Raw genomic sequence first — 15,714 nt, forward strand, 5'->3', positions numbered from 1 at the left:
TTCAGCATTCATGCCCAAAAAGTCCAGAAAATTTAAATCCTTTCAACGTGCTGCCGATGCGCCACCCTTGCCGGAGACGACCTTTAAGTTCATTTGCTATTTCGTGAACCAGTTCCGCTGGTGGTATGTGGCAATGGTGATTTTGGAGGTAATACACGCAACTTGTGGAATCATGTTACCTTATGCCATTGGCGAAATCATCCGGAGTGTGACGCGATCGCCAGGGGACAGTAAGGAGATTTTTCATGCTGTCAGCCAACCTCTGATGTTGTTCACCGCCTTGAGTTTGGGTGAAGTGGTATTTGGGCGATCAGCTGGACTTTTGCAGACTATCCTCCATCCGATCCACCGACAGCACATCGTCCGATCGCTCTATGCTTACTTGCAGCATCATTCTCATCGCTACCTCAGCAGCAGTTTTGCAGGGTCATTGGCACATCGGATCAGCGAAACTTCTCTGGGTGTCACACAGACGATGCAAATGCTGATTAGTGAATTTATGGCAGTAATTATCGTGTATATCGTCGCCACGATTTTACTGTATCGCGCCTATCCTCCTCTAGCTGCACTCGTGGGAGCGTGGGCAGTTCTGTTCATCAGTATTTCGTTCTGGTTGGCAACTCGCTGCCGAATTTATTCCCGCAAAGCCGCAGCAGCCAGAAGTGAGACAACTGGCATCATCGTAGATGCGGTAACAAATCTTACTAGTAGCAAACTATTTGCTCGTCTGGGTTTTGAACGACGTTATTTGAATGAGCGGTTAAAGCACGAACTTAAAGAGGTGAGAAAGTCCAACTGGTACTCGGAGCGAATTCGCTGGTTTCAGTATATCTCAGCAGCAATCCTGAAAATTGGCACTTTGTATTACTCTCTCTTACTCTGGAGTCAGGGTAAAATTGCTGCCGCTGATTTTGTTGTCGCCACCAGTTTGTCACTGTTAATCATCAGCGAAGCCCGAAATTTAAGCAAACGGTTTCTCGAATTTTTTGAACATATCGGTAATATTGCTAATGGCGTTCTGACTATTGTTCAACCCCATGAACTTATTGATGGAGATCATGCGATCGCCCATTCAATTACTCAGGGACAGATTGAGTTTCGCCAAGTGAATTTTAGTTACTCACTTGGGAAAAAAGTATTTGACAACCTTTCTATCATCATCCAACCAGGCCAGCGTGTCGGGCTGGTTGGCTTCTCTGGCTCTGGAAAATCCACCTTCGTCAATCTGATTTTGCGTCAATTTGACCCCCAATCTGGACAGATTCTGATTGATGGGGTTGATATTCAAGATATGACGCAAGATGCCCTACACTCCCAAATTAGCTTGATTCCCCAAGATCCATCTCTGTTCCATCGGACATTAATAGAAAATATTCGTTATGGGCGAATAGATGCGACCGACGAGGCAGTGATTGAGGCAGCACGTCAAGCCTATGCTCACGATTTTATCGCTCAGATTAAGGAAGGGTATGATTCTTTGGTAGGTGAACGTGGTGTCAAACTTTCTGGAGGGCAAAGACAAAGGATTGCGATCGCACGAGTTATCCTCAAAGATGCGCCGATCCTAATTCTAGATGAAGCCACCTCCAGCCTCGATTCCATCACTGAAAAAGCGATCCAAGATACTTTAGATTCATTGATGGATGGAAAAACCGTGATTGTAGTGGCGCATAGACTATCTACTATTGCCCATCTAGACCGCATTTTGGTATTTGACCAAGGTCGCATTATCGAAGATGGCACTCATACTACACTGCTAACACGCCGTGGTGCTTACTACAAGTTATGGAAAATGCAGGCAGGTGGATTTTTACCTGTAGGAGTTAATAACTAGAATTAGGACTTACTCATGACTAACAAAACATCCAATGTTTTGTATATCCCTATACTCCTAACTTGACTTTCAACACCTTCTCTCAGGAATTATTTATTTCACTGCACATATGACTAAAATATTCAACACTCGCCGCCGTTTTATCCGGTTTGGTACAGCAAGTTTATTGGGTTTATCAACTGCCTTGGTTATCAGTAGTTGCAACCCCACAACCTCAACATTGGAAACATCTAATACTACAACGAATGTATCAGCTACCAGTGGCATCAAAACGAAAGTTCTGCGTATGGGGTATCAACAAGCTGGCGATTTGGTGAGGGTGACAGGAGTATTAGAAAAACGTCTAGAACCTTTGGGTATCAAAGTCGAATGGGCGCAATTTGCTCAAGGGCCACAGCTTATGGAAGCGATGAATGTAGATAAAATCGATTTGGGTTCTGTAGGAGAAACACCGCCAATCTTTGCCCAAGCTGCTGGTGCTGATATTGTTTATGTGGTTGGTTCACGACGCACCGAAAAAAGTGGTAGAGGAAGTGCGATCGCTGTTCCCCCAGATTCATCTATTAAGAGTGTCAAAGATATTAAGGGGCAAAAAGTAGTTTTTCAAAAAGCTTCTGCTTCTCACTATTTCATTATTAGAGCTTTAGAAGATGTAGGTTTAAAACCTGAAGATATACAAGTCCTAAGTATACCTAATGTAGAAGCTAGTAGTGCATTTCTAGAAGGGAAAATTCCTGTTTGGGTAACTGGTGATCCTCATTTAGCGAGGGCTGAAAAATTAGGTAAGGTGCGGATTATCAAAACTGCCCAAGGGCTTGACACTCCGGGGGGATATTACATTGGTAGAAGACAGTTTGCTATTGATAATCCAGAATTACTGCGAATTGTAATTGAGGAAATTGATAAAATTCAACGCTGGGCAGAAGCTAATCCCGAAGAAACAGCAAAATTAATTATGCCTCATCAAAGACTAGATCCAGCAGTGATGGATTTGGTACTTAGTCGTCGTAGCTATGGGCTAAGAGCTATTTCTCCTGAGTTAATCGAAGAACAACAAAGAGTTGCTGATTACTTCTATAAAAATGGCTTGCTTCCTAAACCTGTTAATATTCAAGAAGCTGTGCTGACATCTGAACAATATGCAGCTATTACTCCTACGACAATTAGCCAGAAATAAAGGAACAGGGAACAGAAGTATAGGATAAGAAATAGTGTTTCTTGAGTTTACACCAACCTTCTTACTCCTTTTTTTCATACTCTTGTAATGCTCCTAATTTGGCAATTCCTGGCCAAATTGTAGCTACAGCAATCACAACAAAAATTGTGCCAATTCCACCACTAACTACAGAAATGATAGGGCCAAATAAAGCCGCAGCTAGTCCTGATTCAAACCCTCCTAACTCGTTTGAGGCACTAATAAATACACTATTAATCGCAGCAACGCGACCGCGTAAATGATCTGGTGTTCTAATTTGCACTAAGGTATGACGAATCACAACGCTAATTGTGTCTAGTGCGCCACTCAGCATTAGCATCAATAATGACAGCCAAAACCAACGCGATAGCCCAAAGATAATTGTCACAACACCAAAGCCAACTACTGACCAAAGTAAAGCAGGCCCAGCTTTGCGTAAAGGTGGTAAATATGCCAGTACAACTGCCATAAATAATGCACCAATAGAGGGGGCTGCTTGCAGGTAGCCTAACTCTAACGGCCCTACCCGTAAAATATCTTTGGCGAAGATAGGTAGTAGCGCGATCGCACCTCCCAACAACACTGCAAACATATCCAAGGTAATGGCTGCTAAAATCATCTGGTTCTCCCAGACAAACTTAGCCCCAGCCCAAAGAGCTTTGAGTGAGATTGGTTCTGTAGAACGAATAGTTTGTTGTTTTGAGATTGCCGCAGTTAAGATAAAACACATTAATCCAGCAACTGCTGCCAGCACATATACCCCTGTCGCACCTCCTAAGAAGGCAATGCCAAATCCACCCAAGGCTGGGCCGATGACTGAAGCTAACTGAAAGCTACTACTATTCCAAGTGGCTGCATTGGTAAAGGCACTAACAGGTATCAATTGCCACATCAAGGCATCACTGGCAGGCTTTAAGAATGCTCTAGCAATCCCTGTGAATACCAAGCAGACATAAAATAAAATTACTGCGCCTTTAGTCCAAGAAAGTACAGCCAAGGCTAGGGAACATAAAGCTAATAGTATTACTGACAGCAACATTGTCAGTTTGCGATCGTGGCGATCTGCTATATGTCCAGTAATCAAGGTAAGGGCAATCATGGGCAAGACTTGGGCTAACCCAACCCCACCTAATGCTAAAGCTGAATTTGTGCGATCGTACAATTCCCAACCAATGGCCACAGTCTGCATTTGTGAACCAATAAACAAAAGTAAACGCCCAATCGTAAATAGTCGATAATCTCGAAACCTCAATGCTGCAAAAGGATCGTGTTGTGCAGACTTAATTTTAAAGAGGTTTATTTTCTGTTTGCTCGAAGACATTTTTTAGTAAAGCTAACCCTTGTTCAATCTGAAAAACATATTCTCCTGATTACATTGCTACCCGTGGATAAAGTCGTCCACAAATTAAGGTCAAGCCGACTAATGTTAGCAAGAGAATTGTACAGTCCCAACCAAAGCCATATATACTACTTCCATTCGCTAACATCGTGCCACGTAGTGCATCAACTTGGTAAGTTAAAGGATTAATATGAGACAAAAACTTTAACCAGTTGGGCATCATAGAAATGGGATAGATGGCATTACTAGCAAAAAACAACGGCATCGTTAATAACTGTCCAATTCCTGTCATCCGTTCTCTAGTTTTCACCAAACAGCCAATGATTAAGGAAAAGGCGCAAAAACAAGCCGCCCCCAACAGGACAATTAATAGCACCTGGATAATAGCCAAGGGGTAAAGATTAAGTTTGACACCTAATATTAGTGCTAATACGTAAATAATAAATATTTGAGATAAACAGCGCACTCCGCAGGCTAAAGACTTACCTAACACCATTGCCACTCTTGGTGTCGGACTGGCAAGAAATTTATGTACAACTCCTAAGTCTCTTTCCCAAATTAGTGTCATTCCACCAGTAAATATTGCTACAAATAGCACACTCTGCGCTAAAATACCCGCAGCCATGAAATCTAGATAAGGTAAATCACCTGTGGGAATTGCCCGAATTTTGGTAAAGACTTGCCCAAAAATCAACAACCACAGTGATGGTTGCACGGCTCGAATTACTAAATCAGTAGGATCATGCCGGAGTTTCCGCACTTCCATCTCTGCAATCACGAGAGTTTTTGTCAATATTTGAATAGTTGTAGAAATCACATTGTCGCGGTAAGAAAGTTTTGTCTTAACCCAACCGTTGAGCCGTCCGTCTGGTTCTGACTGTATCACTATAGTTAACTCCTGATGTTAATTGATCGCCTGTGTAATGAATAAAGACATCATCTAAGGTTGTATTTGGCTTACCCAAAGAAGCTTTTAAATCGCTGGGTGTGCCTGTAATCACAACTCGGCCTTGCTGCATAATCGTCACTTTGCTACACAGACTATCGGCTTCTTCTAAAAAGTGAGTAGTTAAAAATATGGTTGTACCGTAATCTGTACGTAGTTGTTGTACAAGTTGCCATACTTGAGTCCGGGCAATGGGATCTAGCCCTACAGTTGGTTCATCTAAAAACAAAATCTTGGGTTGGTGCATGATAGATTGGGCAATTTCTAGCTTGCGAATCATGCCCCCAGAATAATTACGTACTAAACGATGGGCGGCTGCTTGCAAACCCATGAAATCTAGCACTTCTCGGATACGCCTTTGCCTATATTTAACAGGAATATCGTATAGCTTGGCGAAGATTAAGAGGTTTTCGTATCCTGTCAGACTCCCATCAGCCGAAAGAGCTTGTGGTACATAGCCAAATAGCCTTCTAACAGCAGCAGCCTGATTAGTTACATCATAGCCAGCTATAGTTGCGCTGCCTGCACTCAGAGGCAATAGCGTAGTCAACATCTTGATGGCTGTGCTTTTACCCGCGCCATTTGGGCCGAGTAAGCCAAATACCTCGCCTTGTTCTACTGTGATACTCAAATCATTGACAGCAACAGCTTTACCGAAGTAACGCGTTAGTCCTTGTGTTTCTAAAATCACCGCTTTAGGGCGACTAGCAAGTGATTCTGACAAATCAATGTTTCCCGTAAGTCTGGTCACGAGTTTGATGCAGTCCTAATATTTAGTTTAGCTAAATATTAGCTTTACGTATTTTATAAGTCAAGAGTCTAATTTGTGTTGGGCGAATTCTGTAATTTTTAACGCATAAATAAGCGATCGCATTTACGTAGGTGCGATCGCTTATTTATGCCTGATATGCTTGCAGATATTAGACAAATCCTTCTCAGTTATTGCAACTTATTTGCCTAATAAGAATTGCTTCAGGTGTGGTTGTTCTAGACTAATTTCTAAATCAGCAGCTTTTTGAGTGATTTGCTCATTCGTCAAACCTTCTTGAATTGCATTGGCAATCAAGGCAATTCCTGATGCTCTAGCACCAGCTGCACAGTGAATTAATATCGGCTTGGGTAAATCAGCAATTTCCGTAAGTGCTGTTTTGGTTAACTCGTGATTTGGTTCTGTAGGTTTTAAAGGGATATTGGCATATTTTAGTCCAGCTGCTTCTGCTTGCTGCTGTTCGTCACTCAAAAAACCTTGCTCATCAGGCGATCGCAAATTTATCACAGATTTAAAACCCTCAGATGCAGCTTGTTGTAATTGCTCTGGTGTGAGTTGTCCAGCCGCACTCAAATCATCACTAATCTTTTTAGTATTGGTCATATTAATACGTAAAATTTATGGTGTTGTAGTTTTGGTCTTTCTACAGTGGGTAGTAGTTCTTTTACTCAAGACCTAGGACTTTTCTAACGCAACTCAAACCCCAAATGGTTCAAAACTTGCCGCAACTTATCGCGTCCAGATAAAGACTCAGGAAACGCAACTCGTTTAGCTGAGTGTTCTGACCAATCACCAGGAACATTCATCTGTTGCGAATCGTAAAATTGTTTCATAATTTGGTTATAAAGCTCAATTTCCTGGTCTTGTTTTTCTAATTGATAAGTCTCCCGATGCAATACAGCCGCTTGAGGTAAACGGGGTTTAATTTCCACATTTACTGATGAATCTGCATAACCAACACACAACCCAAACACGGTAACAATGTGAGGCGGTAAATTCAACACCTCTGCGACTGCTTCTGGATGATTCCGCAACGCACCGATATAAACTGTTCCCAAACCCAATGATTCTGCGGCGACAACCGCATTTTGGGCTGCTAATGCTGCATCTATAGCCGCCACCAGAAACATTTCTAGATAATTTAAACCCTCATGGGGTAATCCTTGACTGTCGGCAATGTATGTTAATCTCGCCAAATCTGCCAACCACACCAGAAACAAAGGACATTGGCGAATGTGCGCTTGGTTATTCGCTAATTGCGATAACTTTTCTTTACGTTGTGCATCTTCAACAGCAACTACACTCCAAGTTTGGAGATTTGAAGAAGTAGATGCAGACTGCGCTGCTGCTACTAAAGTTTCTAGAGTGTTTGGTGGTAATGGTTCACTCAGATAAGCACGAATCGAACGATGAGATAGTAAGTTAGTTATAGTCTCATTCCAACGAATATCTGTGTGGAAAACATCTACACCATAACGACGGTTGAGTAACTCAGTGCGATCGCTCATAATGACGAATACTAATTATTGAGTGTTTTAGGTGAAAAAGCTGCATATTGCTCAGGTGTCAGCATGGCTTGTTTCACATCAATTTGTTTGGGAATTAATTTTAGTTCATAGAATTTATCAGCGACTTGCTGCTGGAGAGTGATTAATTCCTGGGTAATTGGTCTAATTCCAAAGTTTCTTCTATTTGTACTTTTCTTCATAGTTTCCAAATCAATACCCAAAATAGGAGCGAGAGTCGTCGCCATTTCATCTCGATTTTGAGCAGACCATGCTTCCAAATTTTGAATTTCTTCTAAGATAGCTTTAATAATCTCTGGTTGCTGGTTGGCAAACTTTTGACTAGCAAGGTAATATCCTCCTTGCTTATTAATTCCTTTACCATCAATTAACACACGAGCATTAGCTGATTCTTCTGCTGCTGCATAAAAGGGGTCCCAAATTGACCAAGCATCAATACTACCTTTGACAAAGGCAGCACGCGCATCGGCTGGAGGTAAATATATAGGCTGAATATCACTATATTTCAGACCATATTTTTCTAATATTTGTACCAGCAGATAATGTGCGCTAGAACCTTTTTGAAAAGCAATCTTTTTTCCTTTGAGGTCATTGACTGTTTTGATGGCAGAATTTTGCGGAACAAGAATTGCCGAATTCGCAGGGCTAGGGTTAATTCCTGCTATATATGTAATGGCAGCACCAGCAGCTTGAGCAAAAATTGGTGGTGATTCTCCTGTATGACCTATATCGATACTACCAACATTCATCGCTTCTAAAAGTTGTGGCCCAGCCGGAAATTCAATCCATTCAACAGATACGCCTTCAGGTTGTAGTCGCTTTTCTAAAAGTCCTTTACTTTTTAACAGAATTGCAGATTTTTGATAGCCAAATCTAACTACTGATACTTTATTTTGAGTAGAGTTATTGGCAGATACATTAGTAGGATTACTTGTATTCTGTGTTGTACAAGCGGCAAATAACAAGCTCAGACATAAGCCAGCAATAAAAGCACCAGCTACAGAAAAAGGGATGACAGAGAAGAATTTATGTTGACGTACAACATGAGAAAACAAAAACCTCTTTAATACGGTAAAAAATTTGTAAAAGATAAAATTAATCATTTAATCTCCAGTAGGATTTAAATTGAATAGAGAAATATGAACAGTAAATTTGATGCAGAGAACGCCAATCTAGATTGAAGCATTTGCATCAACATATATTTAGGTTTTCACATACATAAATAAATCAGTCTAAAACAGTGATTAACTGACATGAATTCAATAATACACTAAGTTGACCAAATTTTAGTAGTATAATCTTATAAGATTGTATTGTTTCAGAAAAACTGTGGTTAAAAAGTGTTTATTGCTACGTTAATCTCAGTATTTGAAAGCTAAAAAACAAACTTGATTAATTGATAAGGTTATGGTAAATTTTAGATTTTTAATATTAAATACGGTAAATGGATGGGTTTTTTATACTTAAATTAAGCGTTATATTATAGGATTGTGAGACAGCAAAAATCATAAAAAATCTTTATTGAATTTAGCACTTGGTAGATATACACCAATGTTGTTTCGTTACTAAAGATTATGGTGTAAGAGAAAATTGCTGTAATTGCGATCGCATATTACTCAGCTATACTCAAAAAGTGAAAGGAGTAGAGTATTGTGAAGCTCATTCTACCGATAGAAGTTGCTGATGAGATTCAGCCGCATCTACCTAAAAATACACAAATTGTCCGAGCAGATGTTGATGGCAATATTGATGGTGATGCGACAGATGCGGAAGTATATTTCAGTTGGTTGTATTATATTAAACCTACAACTTTACAGAAGGTTTTAGATTCAGCACCTAAATTACGTTGGCATCAAGCCACAAATGCAGGTGTCAATAACATTCTGACACCACAGTATTTAGAACGTGAAATTATCCTAACTAACGGTGCGGGGCTTCATGCTATTCCTATAGCTGAATTTGTTCTAGCTTATATGTTGTCTTACTCCAAAAATTTTCTGAAGTTGCATGAATTACAAACTCAAAAAAGTTGGCAAAGAAGTTTTAGAAATGAAGAATTGCTAGACAAAACATTGTTAATTATCGGTGCAGGTGGAATTGGACAAGAAATTGCCAAGCGTGCGAAAGCTTTTGGTTTAAAAATTTTTGGTAGTCGCCGTAATCCGCAACCATTACCTAACTTTGATAAAGTGGTAGGTACAAATGAATGGAAATCACTCTTAGCGGAAGCTCACTATGTGGTGATTGCTACACCTCTGACTAAAGAAACTAAAGGACTAATTGATGCAGAAGTATTCAGCCTCATGCGTCCCGATGCTTATCTAATTAATATTGCGCGTGGTGCAATTGTTGATGAAGCTGAACTTATCAAAGCATTACAGACAGGTAAAATTGCTGGTGCAGCTTTAGATACAGTATTTACAGAACCGCTATCTCCAGAAAGCCCTTTGTGGACTCAACCAAATATTTTTATTACACCCCACTGTTCTGGGCATTCTCCGCAAACCAAACAGCGAGCAATTTCACTATTTCTTGATAATTTTACACGCTACTATAACGGCAAACCTATGCGGAATATTGTAGATAAAGACGCTGGTTACTAATAAATAATAAATTTATAAGGTGAGCAATGCCCACCTTACAACAGTTTAAAATTTTTGGTGCTGCTGTTTAGTCATTTGGGTAAAATTGTAAGCGAGCTACACCAAGAGATTGACTTTCTGTATTCTGATTTGCAGGAGCAGCCTTGAGATCAAATAAATAAACTCCCTCATAAATAGGATTACGGTACGGTTTGAGAGCAATTTTTACTGTTGTGCCTGTTGGTAAAGGCTGTGCGAATTGAATTGTTACTGAACCGTTTTCAGTTGAGTTACTTATCGAAGAAATAGGCAGATTTTGGCTTGTGCGATCGCTCCTTTCCACAAAAGCTCTACTCTGTTTGATATCATACTCAATATCTTCGCTGCCTTGAATCTGCGTCAGCGTCACTTGTTGTAAAGGTTCTGCCCCAGAAGCAGGTATGGTAACAGTGAAGTAATAAGTTGCTGCTGCTGCACTCGTTTGATTATATGTAGTGCTGGCATCAAGGGCATAGGTTTTGGAAACAGGTAGCATACATATTCCAAAACTAGCAACCAACAAAGCTTTAGATAATATAGAAGTATTTTTCATGGCATTACTAATATAGTTCATAGGTAAATTTTTTCTAAAATCAACCTGGATAAATTTTCATTTATGTATTTATACCAATTCTGTATGAAGATGCACTGAATTAAAGAACGAACCACAAAGGGCGCAAAGGACACAAAGAAAGAAGAGATAAAAGATTAAATGCAACCTCACATAGAATTGGTATTAATTGTTCTTAGTTCCAAGATAAGACAGGGCAAATAATAAAAGCAAATATTATTTATTCTTAAAATCATAAATAAAAGTTTTGAATAATCTTTATTATGCTGTAACTCCATAACTTACAAGTCCGGGTATAAATGGCTTTGAGGTTTGTGACTACAATATGGAGTTCCGCGCAATTTCTAGAAGCTTTGCCTGTGATGCTTTTGGGGCGGTCGCCTTTCTTACCCTAATATAAGGGTATAAAATTATATTGTAAATACTTAAATAAAAAATATTTTGTGGTTTGCTTTTGAACAGGAATTACGCACAAAAATTATCTGTGGAGATTGGGTGTAAGGATTTTGAATAAGTACATCACTATGCCAAAATCGCTGTTACTTCCGAGTTAATTGGGAAATCCCGCTTTATTTGGGTTTTCAGTCCTTCTTTCAAGACCAAGCCATCTTCATACACCACAACCGATTCCCGAAACTGAATCACACTGTTAGTAATATGTTTCCACTTCAAAGCAATTGCCTCAGATGGTCTACATCCAGTAAAAAACAGGAAGCGTACATAATGGGTGTAATGGCTGTAGTAGCGATCATGTCGGTAACTTAGCGGTGTGGTTTCGATGCTTTAACTTTATAAGGCAATACGGTTCCGATAAGAAAACTAAATGACAACAAAACTTACAAATAAATCAAAAACCCTCTGAAATTCAACGATTTCAAGGGGTTTTTAGCGATGCCAGGAACGAGACTTGAACTCGTGACACGAGGATTTTCAGTCCTCTGCTCTACCAACTGAGCTATCCCGGCGGTTGCTTTGTTTTTGCGCCACGATTTATAATCTTAGCAAACGAAAAATGATTCTGCAAGGGTCATCTAAAAAAAAGTTATGCAGTTTGCCAACCCAGCTTGATGACAACGAACACAGCGATGAATAGCAAAAACTGAACCAGTACAATACTAGGGCCAGAAGCAAGGTTAAAAATCCCGGAAACGAGAATACCAGCAATGCTGCTAATTGAACCAACTATGACCGACATCCACAAAAAACGGCTAAACTGCTGACTCATCAGCTTGGCTGTCGCGGCGGGTATCACCAAAAAGGCGTTAACTAGTAAAACTCCCACGGCTTTAATCGCCACAGCAACGGCTAGTGACAGCAGCACCACAAAGGCGTAACGATATAATTCCACGGGAATACCTTGGACTTTGGCAACATCAGGATTGAGGGTGAGTAAAATTTGCTGGCGCAAAGTCGAGAATAAAAATATAGCACCGCCTACAAGGATGAGTAGGGTTAAAACCAAATCGGTGGCATCAATAGCGAGAATATCGCCAAACAGCACGCCCATCAAGTTACCCCGATACCCCTGAATCAAGCTAGAAAGAATGACACCGATCGCCAATGCACCAGAAAGAACTATACTCAGTACGCTATCACTGCCTAAATCGGTTTTATCGACAAAGTAAAGGACAACAACACCAAAAACCAAGGTAAAGGGCAGTAGCATCCAAGTAGGATTTAACTGTAGCAGCACACCCAAGGCTACACCAACTAAAGCCGCATGACCAACCGCATGACTAAAAAACGATAATTGTCGTAAAGTGACAAAGCAGCCGAGTAACCCTCCCAGTATGCCCATCAACACCGCACCAATCAGCGCCCGTTGCATAAAGGGAAATTGTAATAAACTCACCAAATCTTGACTGCTGGCAATGGCTAACTCTGCAATGGGGTAATTCATATAATAATCCGGTGTGATTGTTGAATCTATTTGTGTAGACAGTGTGGGGAGTGGGAGTGTGGGGAGTGTGGGGAGTGTGGGGAGTGTGGGGAGTGTGGGGAGTGTGGGGAGTGTGGGGGGAAAGATTTCTTTACTATCCTCCCACACTCCTAGATTTCTCTCTTGTGAGAAATCCAGGTTTATCTGGGTGTACTGATTTTTTTCATAAATCTAAATATGAGTCCTATATAATCTCCGGTGTGATTTTTGTTGATTGGAAGATTGCTATAAAGGTGCAGGTTAGGTGACGGTTGAATCATCTAAAATGGCCAGTGAGTATTTCAAGCACCTAGCCCCGACGAATGGAATTCGCGGCTACACAAGCAAAGTCCGCCTACGCGGACTAACATAAAATCAAGGGTTTTGTCTGTGTAGCCGCGACTTCAGTCACTTGGTGCATAATGTGAATCAACTCAAACTGCCATCTATCTGCTGTTTTGATTACCATGACTGAGCAACCTAATACTAATTTGCCATCAGCAGATTCTCAATCTACCAATGAACCGCCTGGAGGTCAAACGCAGTCGGCTAATAATGATTGGAAAAACCGCATTACAGGAATCTGGCAAAAAGCTACATCTAGTTTGATGCAGTTGCTACCTGTGGAACAAGTATCGCAGACTGTGGTTGAATGGTATAGTGTCAGCGAAGCTCAGGTAGCAGAGATTTTAGAAGCTGTCCGCGCTGAACTGCCAACTACAGAAGCTTTATTAATTGGTAAACCCCAAGCTGGTAAAAGTTCGATTGTGCGGGGATTGACTGGAGTTTCAGCAGAAATTATCGGACAAGGTTTTCGTCCCCATACCCAACATACTGAACGTTACGCCTATCCTTCTGGTGATTTACCCTTGCTGATTTTTACCGATACGGTGGGGTTAGGAGATGTTAATCAAGAAACTCAAATCATTATTCAAGAGTTGTTGGGTGATTTGCAAAAGTCTAGTCGCGGTGCGAGGGTGTTAATTCTCACCGTGAAGATTAACGATTTTGCCACGGATACACTGCGAAAAATTGCCCAAAACCTGCGTCAACAATATCCTGATATTCCTTGTTTACTGGCGGTGACTTGCTTACACGAAGTTTATCCTGTGGATGTGGCAGATCATCCAGCTTATCCACCACAGTATGATGAAGTTCAACGGGCTTTTGGGGAAATTCAGCAAGCTTTTAGTGGATTGTGCGATCGCGCCGTGCTGATAGACTTTACTTTAGAAGAAGATGGTTACAACCCGGTATTTTATGGCTTAGAAGAGTTTCGAGATGCTTTAGCAGAATTATTGCCAGAAGCCGAAGCCCGCGCGATTAATCAGTTATTATCACAGGGAGTAGGTCAACAAATTGGTAATATCTACCGTGATGCGGGAAGGCGGTATATGTTGACTTTTTCAGTGATGGCAGCAACCTTAGCAGCCATACCTTTACCATTTGCAACCATGCCTGTGTTAACAGCATTGCAAGTATCGATGGTAGGACTGTTAGGTAAATTATACGGTCAAACCATCACACCATCGCAAGCAGGCGGGATTGTAAGTGCGATCGCCGGCGGATTTTTTGCCCAAGCTATAGGAAGGGAGTTAGTCAAAATTATCCCTGGTTTTGGCAGTGCGATCGCGGCTTCTTGGGCGGCGGCTTATACTTGGTCTTTAGGTGAAGCAGCTTGTGTTTATTTTGGCGATGTTATGGGTGGGAAAAAACCTGATCCGCAAAAAATCCAATCTGTGATGCAAGCCGAGTTTCAAGCCGCGAAAGAACGGTTTAAGGGAATTAAGCGGTGATTTGGGAGACAAGGGGGACAAGGGAGACAAGGTAGAAAAGGGGATGTAGACTTTGTTTGGTTTTGCGATCGCTACAAATTGATTTTATTCGGTTGTCTTATTTTAGAGAATTGCTATGAGAATTTGAACTCTATCACCTGTCACCTATCCCCTATCACCTGTCACCTGTCCCCTCTCACCACAGCCGATTCCAACATTTTAATAGTTCCAGCATCGGCATCTATTTCGACATTTAAACCAATTGGTAATGTAAATTTATCTTTGATATGTCCAATCATTGAACCATACCAAGCGGGAATTTTTAAGGGAATGATATGTTCGCGTAAGACTTGATTCAATTTAAAAGCTGGTTCATCGCCGATACTACAGTCGGTGCATCTACCAAAAATAAAACCAGCAATTTGATTGAGAATTCCAGCGTTTTTTAGCTGAGTTAACATTCGGTCGATGCGATAAACATCTTCTCTGACATCTTCCACAAATAAAATGCTTTTGTACCAAGCAGGTAGATAAGGTGAACCTACCATTGCTGCTATCACTGATAAGTTACCACCTATGAGTTTGCCTGTGGCTTTTCCTGATGCAATCGTCTCAAATTGTATATCTTCAGTTTTAAGATTTTGCATTGTGACTGCTTCGCCATCAAATAAGATGCGTTTGGCATAATCTACTGTAAACTCATTCCAAGTAGATGTGGCATTCGGCCCGTGAAAAGTCAGGACTCGACTACGGGCATAAATAGCCAACACCAAAGCAGTAATATCACTAAACCCCATAATAATTTTAGGATGGGCGCGAATCTGGGGATAGTTCAGTAAAGGTAAAATGCGATTACAACCCCAACCGCCGCGCATAGTCATAATGGCGTTGACGGAATTATCTGCAAACATAGCGTTTACATCATCAGCGCGGTTAGCATCTGTACCAGCTAAATAGCCATACCTATCTAAAATATGGTCGCCTAATTTAATTTTTAATCCTAACTCGGTGAGCGATCGCTTGGCATTGGCTAAATCTTCCGCATCAATGACACCAGCCGGAGAAATTAATCCTACTGTATTTCCTGGTTGGAGGCGGGGTGGCTTAATGATGGTGCTTGGCGATAGTTTACCTTGAACTTTAGCTAGAGGTATCTGTGTAGCTAAGGTGGTTAAACCACAGGTGGTAATAAATTTGCGTCGTTTCAAAATTGGGGAGTG

Annotated in this window: 14 protein-coding genes and 1 tRNA gene; 4 read left to right on the forward strand and 11 right to left on the reverse strand. The window is 40.9% G+C overall.

Going from position 1 to position 15,714, the window contains the following annotated elements:
• Nucleotides 1–10: 10 nt before the first annotated feature.
• Together H6G74_RS14965 and H6G74_RS14970 are read left to right on the forward strand one after the other, a co-directional pair.
• Complete coding sequence (locus tag H6G74_RS14965) at nucleotides 11–1,834, forward strand: ABC transporter ATP-binding protein (protein ID WP_190968428.1); 1,824 nt, start codon at nucleotides 11–13, stop codon at nucleotides 1,832–1,834.
• A gap of 109 nt (nucleotides 1,835–1,943) precedes the next feature.
• On the forward strand, nucleotides 1,944–3,011 hold the full coding sequence (locus H6G74_RS14970) for an aliphatic sulfonate ABC transporter substrate-binding protein (RefSeq protein ID WP_190968429.1): 1,068 nt from the start codon (nucleotides 1,944–1,946) through the stop codon (nucleotides 3,009–3,011).
• Nucleotides 3,012–3,072: 61 nt separating this feature from the next.
• On the opposite strand, the gene H6G74_RS14975 is transcribed toward H6G74_RS14970, so the two are convergent.
• From H6G74_RS14975 to H6G74_RS15000, 6 genes are all read right to left on the reverse strand, one after another.
• The gene (locus H6G74_RS14975) at nucleotides 3,073–4,350 is read right to left on the reverse strand and encodes an MFS transporter (protein ID WP_190968430.1); all 1,278 of its coding nucleotides are present in this window, start codon (nucleotides 4,348–4,350) and stop codon (nucleotides 3,073–3,075) included.
• Nucleotides 4,351–4,399: 49 nt separating this feature from the next.
• Nucleotides 4,400–5,254, reverse strand: a complete 855-nt coding sequence (locus tag H6G74_RS14980; RefSeq protein ID WP_190968431.1) for an ABC transporter permease — start codon at nucleotides 5,252–5,254, stop codon at nucleotides 4,400–4,402.
• Nucleotides 5,211–6,065: an ABC transporter ATP-binding protein gene (locus tag H6G74_RS14985; protein WP_190968432.1), complete on the reverse strand. Its 855-nt coding sequence runs from the start codon at nucleotides 6,063–6,065 to the stop codon at nucleotides 5,211–5,213. Before H6G74_RS14985 ends, H6G74_RS14980 begins: the two co-directional genes overlap by 44 nt.
• A gap of 198 nt (nucleotides 6,066–6,263) precedes the next feature.
• Entirely contained in the window at nucleotides 6,264–6,686 is a 423-nt protein-coding gene (locus H6G74_RS14990; RefSeq protein ID WP_190968433.1) for a beta-lactamase hydrolase domain-containing protein, read from the reverse strand.
• 83 nt (nucleotides 6,687–6,769) lie between these two features.
• Nucleotides 6,770–7,591 (reverse strand): NADPH-dependent oxidoreductase, encoded by an 822-nt coding sequence (locus H6G74_RS14995; protein WP_190968434.1) that lies wholly within the window; start codon nucleotides 7,589–7,591, stop codon nucleotides 6,770–6,772.
• A gap of 11 nt (nucleotides 7,592–7,602) precedes the next feature.
• Nucleotides 7,603–8,712: a sulfonate ABC transporter substrate-binding protein gene (locus H6G74_RS15000; RefSeq protein ID WP_190968435.1), complete on the reverse strand. Its 1,110-nt coding sequence runs from the start codon at nucleotides 8,710–8,712 to the stop codon at nucleotides 7,603–7,605.
• A gap of 549 nt (nucleotides 8,713–9,261) precedes the next feature.
• Between H6G74_RS15000 and H6G74_RS15005 the strand changes: the two genes are divergently transcribed.
• The gene (locus H6G74_RS15005) at nucleotides 9,262–10,212 is read left to right on the forward strand and encodes a D-2-hydroxyacid dehydrogenase (RefSeq protein WP_190968436.1); all 951 of its coding nucleotides are present in this window, start codon (nucleotides 9,262–9,264) and stop codon (nucleotides 10,210–10,212) included.
• Nucleotides 10,213–10,279: 67 nt separating this feature from the next.
• Here H6G74_RS15005 and H6G74_RS15010 read toward each other — a convergent pair whose 3' ends face one another.
• From H6G74_RS15010 to H6G74_RS15025, 4 genes are all read right to left on the reverse strand, one after another.
• On the reverse strand, nucleotides 10,280–10,804 hold the full coding sequence (locus H6G74_RS15010) for a DUF2808 domain-containing protein (protein WP_190968437.1): 525 nt from the start codon (nucleotides 10,802–10,804) through the stop codon (nucleotides 10,280–10,282).
• Nucleotides 10,805–11,323: 519 nt separating this feature from the next.
• Entirely contained in the window at nucleotides 11,324–11,473 is a 150-nt protein-coding gene (locus H6G74_RS31210; RefSeq protein WP_242051237.1) for a hypothetical protein, read from the reverse strand.
• Between the two features lie 220 nt (nucleotides 11,474–11,693).
• A tRNA-Phe gene (locus H6G74_RS15020) sits at nucleotides 11,694–11,766 on the reverse strand.
• 77 nt (nucleotides 11,767–11,843) lie between these two features.
• Nucleotides 11,844–12,701: a metal ABC transporter permease gene (locus H6G74_RS15025; RefSeq protein ID WP_190968481.1), complete on the reverse strand. Its 858-nt coding sequence runs from the start codon at nucleotides 12,699–12,701 to the stop codon at nucleotides 11,844–11,846.
• A 485-nt stretch (nucleotides 12,702–13,186) separates the two neighbouring features.
• On the opposite strand from H6G74_RS15025, the gene H6G74_RS15030 reads away from it, so the two are divergent.
• Nucleotides 13,187–14,515 (forward strand): GTPase family protein, encoded by a 1,329-nt coding sequence (locus H6G74_RS15030; RefSeq protein WP_190968438.1) that lies wholly within the window; start codon nucleotides 13,187–13,189, stop codon nucleotides 14,513–14,515.
• A gap of 161 nt (nucleotides 14,516–14,676) precedes the next feature.
• Here the strand turns inward: H6G74_RS15030 and H6G74_RS15035 are convergent, their stop codons facing one another.
• Nucleotides 14,677–15,702: a S66 peptidase family protein gene (locus H6G74_RS15035; RefSeq protein WP_190968439.1), complete on the reverse strand. Its 1,026-nt coding sequence runs from the start codon at nucleotides 15,700–15,702 to the stop codon at nucleotides 14,677–14,679.
• Nucleotides 15,703–15,714 lie beyond the last annotated feature (12 nt).

The sequence above is a fragment of the Nostoc spongiaeforme FACHB-130 genome (genome assembly GCF_014698475.1).
Classification (GTDB): domain Bacteria; phylum Cyanobacteriota; class Cyanobacteriia; order Cyanobacteriales; family Nostocaceae; genus Nostoc_B; species Nostoc_B spongiaeforme.

Excerpts from the sequence above, each read along its gene's own strand:
- H6G74_RS14965 (WP_190968428.1), top strand. The coding sequence starts at position 11 with ATGCCCAAAAAGTCCAGAAAATTTAAATCCTTTCAACGTGCTGCCGAT.
- H6G74_RS14970 (WP_190968429.1), top strand. The coding sequence starts at position 1,944 with ATGACTAAAATATTCAACACTCGCCGCCGTTTTATCCGGTTTGGTACA.
- H6G74_RS14975 (WP_190968430.1), bottom strand. The coding sequence starts at position 4,350 with ATGTCTTCGAGCAAACAGAAAATAAACCTCTTTAAAATTAAGTCTGCA.
- H6G74_RS14990 (WP_190968433.1), bottom strand. The coding sequence starts at position 6,686 with ATGACCAATACTAAAAAGATTAGTGATGATTTGAGTGCGGCTGGACAA.
- H6G74_RS14995 (WP_190968434.1), bottom strand. The coding sequence starts at position 7,591 with ATGAGCGATCGCACTGAGTTACTCAACCGTCGTTATGGTGTAGATGTT.
- H6G74_RS15000 (WP_190968435.1), bottom strand. The coding sequence starts at position 8,712 with ATGATTAATTTTATCTTTTACAAATTTTTTACCGTATTAAAGAGGTTT.
- H6G74_RS15010 (WP_190968437.1), bottom strand. The coding sequence starts at position 10,804 with ATGAACTATATTAGTAATGCCATGAAAAATACTTCTATATTATCTAAA.
- H6G74_RS15025 (WP_190968481.1), bottom strand. The coding sequence starts at position 12,701 with ATGAATTACCCCATTGCAGAGTTAGCCATTGCCAGCAGTCAAGATTTG.
- H6G74_RS15030 (WP_190968438.1), top strand. The coding sequence starts at position 13,187 with ATGACTGAGCAACCTAATACTAATTTGCCATCAGCAGATTCTCAATCT.